Source organism: Nocardia sp. NPDC006982 (assembly GCF_042869435.1).
Lineage (GTDB): Bacteria > Actinomycetota > Actinomycetes > Mycobacteriales > Mycobacteriaceae > Nocardia.
The window spans coordinates 254,488-267,998 of record NZ_JBIAFV010000008.1 but is presented as its reverse complement, the minus strand read 5'-3'; the positions used below and the strand labels follow the sequence as shown (position 1 = coordinate 267,998).

Here is a 13,511-nt window from a genome sequence, read left to right as displayed (position 1 = left end):
TGCCGACCGCCTTCGTCGTACTAGAAGCGTTCCCGCTCAACGCCTCCGGCAAGCTCGATCGCAAGGCGCTGCCCGCGCCGGTATTCGAGGCGAAGGTGTTCCGCGCACCGTCCACCCCGATCGAGGAGATCGTGGCGGGCGTATTCAGCGATGTGCTCGGCGTCGCGCGCGTCGGCCTGGACGACGACTTCTTCGAACTCGGCGGCAACTCGCTGCTGGCCACCCAGGTGACCGCACGCATCGGCGCGGCGCTGGATACCCAGCTCGCTGTGCGCGATCTGTTCGAGGCCTCGACGGTCGCCGCGCTGGCGGCCAAGGCCGAACACAATGCCGGATCCGGCCGGACCCGGCCGCGGCTGGTCGCGGGGGAGCGCCCAGCCCGGGTGCCGCTCTCGCCCGCGCAGCAGCGGTACTGGTTCCTCAACCAGTTCGATACCACCACCTCGGCCGTGGACAACATCCCGCTCGCGGTGCGGTTGTCCGGTGAACTCGATGTGGCGGCGCTGGAAAAGGCGCTCGGCGATGTGTTCGCCCGGCACGAGGTGCTGCGCACCACCTACCCGAGTTCGGCCGGTGGCCCGCACCAGGTGATCCTGCCCGCCGACCAGGCCGTGCCGGAGCTGACCGTCACCGATATCTCGGAATCGGACCTGGTCGGCGCGGTGATCGAATTCGCGCTCACCACCTTCGATGTCACCGTGCAGGTGCCGCTGAAGGTGGGGCTGTTCCGGCTCGCCGAACAGGAGCACGTGCTGGCGTTCACGGTGCACCATGTCGCGGCCGACGGTTCGTCGATGGGTCCGCTGGCCCGCGACGTCATGGCGGCGTATGTGGCACGGGCCCAGGGTGAGATCCCGCAGTGGCAGCCGCTGCCGGTGCAGTACGCCGACTACGCGCTGTGGCAGCGTGCCGTGCTCGGCTCCGAGGAGGATCCGGAATCGCTCGCGGCACAGCAGGTCGCCTACTGGCAGTCCGCGCTCGCGGGCATGCCCGATCAGCTGGAGTTGCCCGCCGACCGGCCGCGCCCGCGCGCGCAGTCGTTCCAGGGCAAGGCGATTCGCTTCGAGATCGCACCGGACAAGCACGCCAAACTGCACGAGCTGGCGCGGGCCAATAACGCTTCGCTGTTCATGGTCACGCATGCGGCGCTGGCCGTACTGCTTTCGCGACTGTCGGGTACCGACGACATCGCGGTCGGCACCCCGATCGCGGGTCGCGGTGAACGCGAACTCGACGATCTGATCGGTATGTTCGTCAACACCCTGGTGTTCCGGACGATCATCGAGCCCGGCGACACCTTCGCCGACCTGCTCGCCGATGTGCGCGAGCGGGACCTCGAGGCATTCGCGAATGCCGATGTGCCGTTCGAGCGGCTGGTCGAGGTGCTCAACCCGGAGCGTTCGACGGCGCGCAATCCGTTGTTCCAGGTCGGACTTTCGTTCCAGAACTTGGCCGAGACCACCTTCACGCTGCCCGGCCTTTCGGTCAGCGCGGTGAACTTCGATTCGCAGCTGGCCAAGACCGATCTGCACGTCACGCTGTACGACCGCTACGCCGAGGACGGCACGCCCGCCCAGATCGTCGCCGAATTCGGTTACGCCACCGACCTGTTCGACGAGTCGACGGTGCAGGGCTTCGCCGACCGCTTCGTACTGGTGCTCGATGCCGTATTGGCTGATGCCGACGTGCGGGTGGGCGAGATCGATCTGCTCTCGCCCGTCGAGAACACGCGAATTCTGCACGCCTGGAACGACACCGCGCACCCGCTCGACAGCGACACCTCGACCACACTGGTGTCGCTGCTGGACGCCACCGTTGCGGCGAGCCCGGATGCGGTGGCGCTGGTGGCCGAGGACACGACGCTCACCTATGCCGAGTTGGACGGCCGGGCCAACCGCCTGGCGCGTCATCTGATCACGCTCGGTGTCGGCGCGGAGGACCGGGTGGCGCTGGCCATTCGGCGCTCGGTGGATCTCGTGGTCGCGATGTACGCGGTGGCGAAGTCGGGTGCGGCGTATGTGCCGATCGATCCCGATCAGCCCGCCGAGCGCACCGACTACATCCTGAGCACCGCGGCACCGCTCTGCGTGCTGACCACCGGCCGCGATGGTTTCGACAGCACCGTGACCGATGTGGTGTCGATCGACGAGCTGGATCTATCCGGTGTCGCGGACGGTCCGATCTCCGACGGCGACCGGCTGCGGCCGCTGGCGGCGGCGAATACCGCGTATGTGATCTTCACGTCGGGCTCCACCGGCCAGCCGAAGGGCGTGGCGGTGCCGCATGCGGCGATCGTCAACCAGTTGCTGTGGAAGACAGCCGAATTCGGCCTGGCTGCCGATGACGCGGTGCTGCTCAAGACCGCGGCGACCTTCGACCTGTCGGTCTGGGAGTTCTGGTCGGCCGCCGTCTGCGGTGGCCGGTTGGTCATCGCCGATGCCGATGGTCACCGCGATCCCGCGTACCTCAACGAGTTGATGCGCTCCACCGGCGTCACGACGCTGCATGTGGTGCCGTCGATGCTGGACGCGCTGCTCACCGAATCCGGTCGCCGCCTGCCGCAGTCGCTGCGGCGGGTGCTGGCGATCGGTGAGGCGCTGCCCGCGACGACCGCGCAGCGGTTCCGGCGGGACAACGCGGCCGAGCTGTTCAACCTCTACGGCCCCACCGAGGCCGCGGTGTCGATCACCGCGCACACCGTCACCGATGCCGACAACGTGTCGGTGCCGATCGGTGCTCCGGAGTGGAACAGCCAGGTGTACGTGCTGGATTCGCGGCTGCGCCCGGTGCCGGTGGGAGTCTCCGGTGAGTTGTATCTGGCCGGTGCGCAGTTGGCGCGCGGCTACTTCGGGCGCGTCGACCTGACCGCGGATCGCTTCGTGGCCAACCCGTTCGGCGCGGGCGAGCGCATGTACCGCACCGGTGACCTGGTGGCCTGGAACAGCGAGGGCGGGCTGGAGTATCGCGGCCGCACCGACTTCCAGGTGAAGATCCGCGGTTTCCGGATCGAGCTCGGTGAGATCGAGGCGGCCCTGCTGCGCCAGCCCGAGGTTGCGGCCACCGCGGTGCTCGCACACACCGACCCGAACCTGGGCGACCGGCTGGTCGCTTACGTGGTGTCCGAAGTCGACGAGCTCGACAACACGCGGCTGCAATCGGCGTTGGCCGCCGAGCTGCCGTCCTACATGGTGCCGTCGGTCTTCCTCACCCTCGATGCGCTGCCGTTGAACGCGAACGGCAAGCTGGATCGAAAGGCATTGCCGGAGCCCACCTTCGAGAAGGCGGTCTTCCGCGCGCCGGTCACCCCGATCGAAGAGATCGTCGCGAACACCTTCGCCGAGGTGCTGCACCTCGGTTCCGGAGCGCAGGCGCAGCGGCTCGGCCTGGATGACGACTTCTTCGCGTGGGGCGGCAACTCGCTGCTCGCGACGCAGGTCGCGGCGCGCCTCGGCGCGGCGCTGAACACCCGCGTCCCGGTGCGACTGTTGTTCGAGGCGCCGACCGTCGGCGCACTGGCCATCCGGGTCGAACAGCAGGCCGACGGGCGCGGACGACACGCGCTGGTCGCCGGTCCGCGGCCGGAACATATTCCGCTGTCGCTGGCGCAGCAGCGGATGTGGTTCCTCAACCGCTTCGACACCCAGTCCGCCGCCTACAACGTCCCGATCGCGGTGCGCCTGACCGGCGCGCTCGATGTGGACGCACTGCGCGCCGCGATCGCGGACCTGGTGCGCAGGCATGAGGTCCTGCGCACCATCTACCCGGAGACCGAGTCGGGTGCGGTGCAGCTGATTCTGCCGGTGGGACAGGCGATTCCGGAGCTGGACGTCCGCACGGTCACACGGGATCAGGTCGAAACCGCTGTGGTCGAGTTGATTTCGGCGCCGTTCGACGTGACCGCCGAGGTGCCGGTGCGGGTGCGGTTGTTCGAGATCGACACCGAGAGTTCGGCTCCCGAGTACGTGATCGCGATGGTCGTGCACCATATCGCCGGTGACGGTTCCTCGATGGGACCGCTGACACGGGATCTGATGACGGCGTACGCGGCGCGCTCGGCGGGTGTCGCACCCAACTGGGCGCCGTTGGAGGTCCAGTACGCGGATTACAGCATCTGGCAGCGCGAACTGCTCGGCAGCGAGGACGATCCGGAATCGCTGATGTCCAAGCAGGTCGCCTACTGGCGGACCGCGCTGGCCGATCTGCCGGAGCAGCTGGACCTGCCCACCGATCGCCCGCGGCCCGCGGTGCAGTCCTTCGCGGGCGGCACCGTCGAGGTGCGCATCGACGCCGACACCCACCGCGGTCTCAGCGGCGTGGCGCAGGCCGAGGGTGCGACGCTGTTCATGATCGTGCACACGGCGCTGGCCGTGCTGTTGTCCCGGCTGTCCGGCACGGACGACATCGCGATCGGTACGCCGATGGCGGGCCGCGGTGAGGCGGCGCTGAACGACCTGATCGGCACGTTCATCAACACCTTGGTGTTCCGTACCCGGCTGGATTCGGCCGAGCCGTTCGCGGATCTGCTCGGGCGGCAGCGCGAAACCGACATCCAGGCGTTCGCCAATGCCGATGTGCCGTTCGAGCGGTTGGTCGAGGTGCTGAACCCGGCGCGGTCGCAGGCGCGGCACCCGCTGTTCCAGGTGGGCCTGTCGTTCCAGAACCTGGCCCAGACCACCCTGGAATTGCCGGATCTCACGGTCTCCGGCGTGGACTTCGATACCCGCATCTCCCAGTTCGATCTGCACCTGATTCTCAGCGACCTGTACGACGAGTCCGGGGCTCCCGCGGGCATCGCAGGCATATTCACCTACGCCACCGATCTTTTCGACCGGAGCACGGTCGAAGGGTTCGCGGACCGGTTCACCAGGCTGCTCGGCGAGATCATCGCCGCGCCGCGCGCGGCGGTGGGCGATCTCGAGCTGCTTACATCGGTGGAGCGGGAACGGATGCTCGACGGCTGGAACGCCACCGCGCATCCGGTGCAGCCCGAGCTGCTGCTCGACGGTTACCGTCGCGCTGTGGTGGCGCACCCGGATGCCGTCGCGGTGGTGTTCGAGGGTGCCGAACTCACCTACCGGGAATTCGACGAGCGGGTGAACAAGCTTGCCCGCCTGTTGATTTCGCAGGGTGTCGGCGCCGAGTCGCTGGTCGGCCTCGCCGTTCGGCGGTCGCTGGATCTCGTTGTCGGCATGTACGCGATCGTGACGGCCGGTGGCGCGTATGTGCCGCTGGATCCGGATCATCCGGCGGAGCGGATCGCGCACATCCTGGACACCGCCCAGCCCGCGTGCGTGGTCACCACCGCGGCCGACGCGGTGCCGGTCCCCGCGGACATCCCGGTGCTCGAACTGGATTCGCTGGAGCTGGACGGGTTCTCCTCCGCTCCGATCGAACCAGGTGAGCTGCTGTGCCCGGTCACCCGGGACAACCCGGCTTACGTCATCTTCACCTCGGGTTCGACCGGTCGTCCGAAGGGCGTCGCGGTATCGCACGCGGCGATCAACAATCAGATCGAGTGGATGCTCGCGCAGTACCCGCTCGGCTCGGCCGACGTGTACTTCCAGAAGACCGCCACCACGTTCGACGTGTCGCTGTGGGGCTACTTCATGCCACTGCGCGCGGGCGCGAAACTGGTGGTCGCCACGCACGACGGCCATCGCGACCCGGCCTACGTGGCGGATGCGATTGCCGCGCACGGGGTTACCGTCACCGACTTCGTGCCGTCCATGCTGACGGTGTTCGCCGCACAGCTGGCGGCGGGCTCGCTGCCGACGCTGCGGGACGTGTTCGTGATCGGTGAGGCGCTGCCGCCGGAAACGGTGACGGCGTGGCGGTCCGTTTCGGACGCGGTACTGCACAACCTGTACGGGCCGACGGAGGCCGCGGTATCGGTGACCTACTGGCCCGCGCGCGAGACCGATGTACGCACCGTGCCGATCGGCTTGCCGCAGTGGAACACCCAAGTGTTCGTGCTGGATTCGCGGCTGCGGCCGGTGCCCGCCGGCGTGGCCGGTGAGCTGTACCTGGCCGGCGACCAGCTGGCCCGCGGTTACATCGCGCGGCCGGATCTGACCTCGGATCGCTTCGTGGCCAACCCGTTCGCGCCCGGTGCGCGGATGTACCGCACCGGCGACCTCGTGGTCTGGCGCGAACCTGCGGATGCGGGCTATCGCCTCGAATACCTGGGTCGCACCGACTTCCAGGTGAAGTTCCGTGGCCAGCGGATCGAGCTCGGCGAGATCGAAACGGCGCTGCTCGCCCACGCCGCGGTGAGCCAGGCGGTGGCGCTGGTGGCCGCGTCGGCGCTGGGCGACCAGTTGGTCGCCTACGTGGTTCCCGCGCCGGGGCAGTCGATCGACCAGCCGACACTGCTGGCCGAGGTCTCGGATGTGCTTCCGGCCTACATGGTTCCGGCGGCCATCGTGGTGCTCGACGCCTTCCCGCTGAATTCGAGCGGCAAGCTCGACCGCAAGGCGCTGCCCGAACCGACCTTCACCACGCGCGAATTCCGTGCCCCGGCAACGCCGGTGGAGGAGATCGTGGCGGGCGTCTTCAGTGACGTGCTCGGTATCGAGCGCGTGGGCGCCGACGACGACTTCTTCGCACTCGGCGGCAACTCGCTGGTCGCCACCCAGGTGGTCGGGCGCCTGAGCGCCGTGATCGGTGGGCGAGTGCCGGTGCGCGCGCTGTTCGAGGCGCCGACTGTGGCGGCCCTGGCGGTGAAGCTGGAGCAGCTGTCCGGTGTGGGCGAGCGGCGGCCGCTGGTCGCCGGTCCGCGACCGGATCCGGTGCCGTTGTCGCTGGCGCAGCAGCGCATGTGGTTCCTGAACCGCTTCGACACCGAGTCGGCGGCCTACAACCTACCCATCGCGGTCCGGTTGACCGGTTCGCTGGATGTCGACGCGCTGCGGGCGGCCATGGCGGATCTGGTCGGCAGGCACGAAATTCTGCGGACGGTGTACCCGGAGACCGCGGGCGCTCCGGCACAGGTGATTCTGCCGGTGGCGCAGGCTGTTCCGGCACTGGAGCTGCGGCCGATCGCGGCCGCGGAACTGGAATCCACGGTGATCGCGGTGATGGCGGCGCCGTTCGACGTCACCGCCGAGGTTCCGGTCCGTATCGAGCTGTTCCAGGTGACCGACGCCCCCGGCGCTGTGTCGTCGGGTCGCTCCGCAGGCTCCGCTCCTACCCCGAACGAGTTCGTGCTGGTGCTGGTGGTGCATCACATCGCCGGTGACGGTTCGTCGATGGGTCCGCTGACCCGGGATCTGATGACGGCGTACGCGGCGCGCTCGGTCGGCGAATCGCCCACGTGGACGCCGCTGCCGGTGCAGTACGCGGACTACTCGATCTGGCAGCGCGAGCTGCTCGGCAGCGAGGACGATCCGGAGTCGTTGGCGGCCAAGCAGATCGCCTACTGGCAGTCGGCGTTGGCGGATGTGCCGGATCAGCTGGATCTGCCCTCGGATCGCCCGCGTCCCGCGGTGCAGTCCTTCACGGGCGGCAAGGTCGAGCTGAGCATCGACGCCGAAACGCATCGTGCGCTGGTCGGTCTGGCCAGGGCCGAGGGTGCGACGCTGTTCATGGTGGTGCACACCGCGTTCGCGGTAATGCTCTCGCGGCTCTCCGGAACCGATGACATCGCCATCGGCACACCGATGGCAGGCCGCGGTGAGGCCGTGCTCGACGACCTGATCGGCATGTTCGTCAACACCCTGGTGTTCCGTACCCAGCTGGAGCGCGGCGAGGCGTTCACGGATCTGCTCGGGCGCCAGCGCGAAACCGATATCCAGGCGTTCGCGCATGCGGATGTGCCGTTCGAGCGGTTGGTCGAGGTGCTGAACCCGGTGCGCTCGCAGGCGCGTCATCCGCTGTTCCAGGTGGGCCTGTCGTTCCAGAACCTGGCGCGGACCACGCTGGAACTGCCCGGGCTCACGGTGGCCGGATTCGATATCGACACCCAGCTCTCGCAGTTCGATCTGCATCTGATCGTGGCGGACAGCTACGACGAGGACGGGACTCCGTCGGGTATCGGCGGGTACTTCACCTACGCCACCGATCTGTTCGACGCGGATACCGTCCGTGGCTTCGCCGATCGCTTCGCACGTGTGCTCGCCGAGATCATCGCGGCGCCGCGCTCGGCTGTCGGCGATCTCGAGATCATGGCCGCGGACGAACGCCGCGAACTGGTCTCCGGCCGGAATGCCACAGCGCACCAGGTGGATTCGTCCGCGACGCTGGCCTCGCTGCTGGATCGGACCGTGGCGGCCACGCCGGACGCGGTGGCGCTGGTCGGCGACGACGGCACCGCTGTCACCTACGGCGAGCTCGGCTCCCGGGTGAATCAGCTTGCCCGGCATCTGATTTCGCTGGGTGTCGGACCGGAGGCGCGGGTGGCGCTCGCGCTGCGCCGCTCGGTGGACCTGGTGGTCGCGATGTACGCGGTGACCCAGGCCGGTGGCGCGTACGTGCCGCTGGATCCGGATCAGGCGGGTGAGCGGACCGACTACATTCTCGAAACCGCTCGGCCGCTGTGTGTGGTGACCAACGCCGACACCGATTTCCAGACCTCGGTGACCGACGTCGTCCGGATGGACGCACTCGCGGACGTCACGGACACGCCGATCACCGACGCGGAGCGGATCGCGCCATTGCGCGCGGCGAATACGGCGTACGTGATCTTCACGTCGGGTTCGACCGGTCGCCCCAAGGGTGTCGCGGTGCCGCATGCGGCGATCGTCAACCAGTTGCTGTGGAAGACGGCCGAATTCGGCCTCGGCGCCGAGGACGCTGTGCTGCTGAAGACGGCGGCGACCTTCGACCTCTCGGTGTGGGAGTTCTGGTCGGCGGCGGTTTCCGGTGGCCGACTGGTCATCGCGTCGGCCGACGGACATCGCGATCCGTCCTACCTCAACACGCTGATGCGCGATACCGCCGTCACCACCCTGCATGTGGTGCCGTCGATGTTGGATGCCCTGCTGATCGAATCGGACGGGCAGCTGCCCGAGTCGTTGCGCCGGGTGCTCGCCATCGGTGAGGCGCTGCCCGCCGCGACGGCGCAGCGTTTCCGGGAGTCGAACGCGGCCGGCCTGTTCAATCTCTACGGTCCGACCGAGGCCGCGGTCTCGATCACCAACCACGAGGTGACCGATGCGGACACCGTCTCGGTGTCGATCGGTGCCCCAGAGTGGAACAGTCGTGTCTACGTGCTTGATTCGCGGTTGCGCCCGGTGCCGGTTGGCGTTTCGGGTGAGTTGTATCTGGCCGGTGCGCAGTTGGCGCGCGGCTACTTCGGCCGGGTCGATCTGACCGCGGAGCGGTTCGTGGCCGACCCGTTCGAATCCGGCGCCCGGATGTACCGCACCGGTGACCTGGTGGCCTGGAATGCTCATGGTGAGCTGGAGTACCGCGGCCGCACCGACTTCCAGGTCAAGATCCGCGGTTTCCGCATCGAGCTCGGCGAGATCGAGGCGGCGCTGCTGCGGCAGACCGCGATCGCGTCGGCCGCGGTGCTCGCGCATACCGATCCGGCACTGGGTGACCGCTTGGTCGCCTATGTGGTTCCGACCACCGGCGAATTCGACAAGAGTGCGGTGCAGTCGGCGTTGGCCGCCGAGTTGCCGTCGTACATGGTGCCGAGCGCGTTCCTGGCGCTGGACGCCCTGCCGCTCAATGCGAACGGCAAGCTCGATCGAAACGCCTTGCCGCAGCCAACCTTCGAACATGCCGCCTTCCGCGCGCCGGTCTCCCCGGTCGAGCAGATCGTGGCCGGTGTGTTCGCCGATGTGCTCGGCATCGAACGGATCGGCGCCGACGACGACTTCTTCGCACTCGGCGGTAACAGCATCCTGTCGATCCAGCTGGTATCGCGGGCGAAGGCACAGGGTGTGGTGTTCTCCGTGCGCGACGTCTTCGACCAGCGCAGCGTCGCCGGACTCGCCGCGATCGCGTCGTCGGCCGCGGATCTGCGGCAGGCGACCATGGCCGAGCTGCCCGGTGGCGGGATCGGCGAGATCCCGCTGCTGCCCGGCATCGCGGCGGTACTGGCGAACGACACGGCGTACCAGCGCTTCTCCTACGAGGCGGCGGTGGCACTGCCGAGCGAACTCGACGGGGATCGGCTGCGTGCGGCGATCGCCGCCCTGGTCGACCGGCACGATGCCCTGCGCACTCGCTTGCGCCGGATCGACGAGGCCTGGGAATTCGAAGCGCTCGAGCGCGGTGCCATCGATATCGATGCGCTCGTGCACGAGGTCGCCTTCGATACCGCCCTCGACGACGACTACGGCTATGACGAGATCATGCGTCTGGCCGACAACGAACGCGCCGCCGCCGCAGATCGCCTCGATCCGGCCAACGGTGTGATGGCGCAGTTCGTGCGCTGCACCGCCGACCGGCTCGACAGCGGCAACTTCATGCTCGTCGTGGTGCACGGCTTCGCGGCCGATCCGAAGTCCCTCGGCATCCTGACCGGCGATCTGCTCGATCTGATCGCCGACGACCAGGTCGCCCTGCCTGAGGTCGGTACCTCGCTGCGGCGTTGGGCCTACGGCCTGACCGAGCAGGCGAGCGGCCGCGCCGCCGAACTGCCGTTCTGGCAGGAGGTTTCGGCCACACCCGATCCGCTGCTCGGCGCGCGGGCCTTCGATCCGGCGCTGGACACCGTCGCCACGACGCGCCGGGTTCGCATCGAGGTGCCGACGGAGATCTCCGAGGTCCTGCTCACCACGGTCCCGGCGCGGTTCCACGGCGGCGTGCCGGACGGGCTGCTGTCGGCATTGGCCATGGCGCTGGTGCGCTGGCGCGGTGCGGAGCACGGTTCGGATGTGCTGATCCGGCTCGACGGAGACGGCCGGGCGGCGGTCGACGGTGCCGAATTGTCGCGCACCGTGGGCGCTTTCACCGCCGTCTATCCGGCCCGGCTCGCGCTGAGCGGGATCGATCTGGCCGAGGCGTTCGACGGCGGCGCTGCCGCCGGTTCGATCATCAAGTCGGTGAAGGAGCAGCTGCTCGCGGTGCCCGATCAGGGCGTCGGCCACGGGCTGCTGAATCTGCCGCTGGCGGGTCAGGTCGGCTTCAGGTACCAGGAAGCGGCGATCAAGACCGAGCGCGATGCCACCATGCCCGCGAACGGTGCGCTCGATATCGCCGTCACCGTCGGCGACGAGGACGACGGTCCGCGGTTGCTCGCCACCTTCGAGTTCCCGGTCGGGCTGCTGTCTCCGGAGCAGGTGCAGGAGTTGGCGGAGCTGTGGGTCGCCGCGCTGAGCGCGCTGGCGAAGCACGCGCGGCGGCCGGATGCCGGTGGTCATACGCCGTCGGATCTGCCGCTGGTGCAGGTCGGCCAGGCCGATATCGACCTGTGGGAGCAGATCTACCCGGGCCTCGACGATGTCTGGCCGGTCTCGCCGCTGCAGTCCGGTCTGCTCTTCCACGCGCTGATGACCACGGCCACCGTGGACGTCTACACCATGCAGGCCGTGGTGCAGCTGGCCGGAGCGGTCGATGTGCAGCGGTTGCATGCGGCCGCGCAGGCGATCCTGGATCGATACCCGAACCTGCGCACCGCATTCGTCACCGATTCCACCGGTCAGGTCCGCCAGGTCGTGCTCGATCGGATCGAAGTGCCCTGGCGCATCGAGGATCTCACCGATGTGCCGGAGGCGGAGCGGGCCGACGAACTGCGTCGCCGCATCGATGCCGACCATGCGGACCGCTTCGACATGTCCAACCCGCCGCTGGTGCGCTACACGCTGTTGCGCACCGCGGCCGAGGAGTGGACGCTGGCGATCACCACGCACCACGTGCTGATCGACGGTTGGTCGATGCCGCTGCTGATGCGGGATCTGCTGGTGCTCTACGCGACGCGTGGCGATCAGTCGGCCCTGCCGCAGGTCTCCTCCTACCGCGACTTCCTGGACTGGCTCGCCACTCGCGATCAGGACGCGTCGCTGCGGGTCTGGGCCAATGCCTTCGACGGTGCGACCGAACCGACCGAATTGGCGCCGCCGGCGCGGACGGCCGAGACCTACGAGACCGCGAAACTGATCACCGAGATCGACGCCGACCGCACCCGTCAGCTGACCAAGCACTGCGCCGAACTCGGCATCACGGTCAACACCCTGGTGCAGGCGGCCTGGGGCATCCTGCTCGGCAGGCTCACCGGCCGCGCCGATGTGGTTTTCGGCGCCACGGTGTCGGGTCGGCCGGCCGAGTTGCCCGGCGTGGAATCGATGGTCGGTCTGTTCATCAATACGCTCCCGGTCCGGGTGCGCATCGATGACCGCGCGACCATCGATGATCAGCTCGAGCGGTTGCAGCGCGACCAGACCGAACTGCTCGACCACCACTACGTCGGCCTGTCCGATATCCAGCGGGCCGCCGGAATCGCCTCGCACTTCGACACCCTGCTGGTGTTCGAGTCGTACCCGATCGATCGGGAGGCGATCGCCGCGGCGAGTTCGATCGACGGCATGTCGGTGACCGGTGTCGGCATGGAAAGTGCGACGCACTACCCGCTCACCCTGCAGGTGACCGCGGAGTCCACCCTCGAATTCACCTTCGAGTACCTGCTCAGCCGGTTCACCGCCGAAGAGGTGGAAACCTTGTCCACCAGGCTGCTCCGGGTGCTGGACGCTCTGCTCGGTGATCCGGCCGGACTGGTCGGCGATATCGATATCCTCGATGCCGGTGAGCGGGCCCGCCTGCTCGTCGAATCCGGTATCGCGGCAACGGCTCCCGCACCGGAACCGGTGGGCCGCGTCGGTGCGCGCACGGTGTCGCGGGTGCTCGCCGAGGTGGTCGAGGCCGATCCCGAGGCGCCCGCGCTGCTGGTGGACGGCGACGAAATCGCCTACCACGTCCTGGATCGCCGTTCCTCGCAGCTGGCCCGGGTGCTCATCGCGCACGGTGCCGGACCCGGCGATGTGGTGGCCCTCGCGCTGCCGCGTTCGGTGGATGCGGTGGTCGCGGTCTGGGCCATCCAGAAGGCCGGCGCCGCCTGCCTGTTCGCCGGTGATCTCTCCGCCGCCGAAATGGCCACCGCCGGAGCCGGTTTCGGTATCACGCTGGAACCGACCGACGGCCCGATCAACTGGCTGGTCCCGAGCGACCCGACGGTCCAGGCCGAACTGGCCGCCGCCCCATCGCACCCGGTCTCCTACGCCGATCGGGTCCGCCCGCTCGCCGAGGAACACCCGGCCTTCGTGGTCCTCACGGCCGACGGCACCGTACGCGCCTTCAGCCAGACCGAGGCACTCGAACAGGCCGAGCAGGTCCGCTCGGAGTACGACATCGATTACGAGTCGACAACCTTCACCACCGCCATCTCGGGTCGAGCCGCATTCCTGGAGTCCATGACAGCCGCCGTTGCCGGTGCGTTGTCGGTGCTGCCCGGCGCGGACGACATCGCGGAGGACCTGGCCGACGCCGAGGTCACCCACTGGTTCGTCACCGTGGGCGAGGCGACCGACGCGGCGGACGAGGATGTGCGAATCGTGATCGTCGAGTAG

1 protein-coding gene (running past one end of the window) is annotated in these 13,511 nt (G+C 68.5%); it reads left to right on the top strand.

Features of this window, described 5'->3' with window-relative positions:
- Positions 1-13,511 carry the final stretch of a non-ribosomal peptide synthase/polyketide synthase gene (locus ACFYOW_RS30505; protein ID WP_387293541.1) on the top strand. It extends 30,310 nt beyond the left edge of the window, so 13,511 of the gene's 43,821 nt are visible here — the last part of the coding sequence; the start codon falls outside the window, past its left edge; its stop codon occupies positions 13,509-13,511.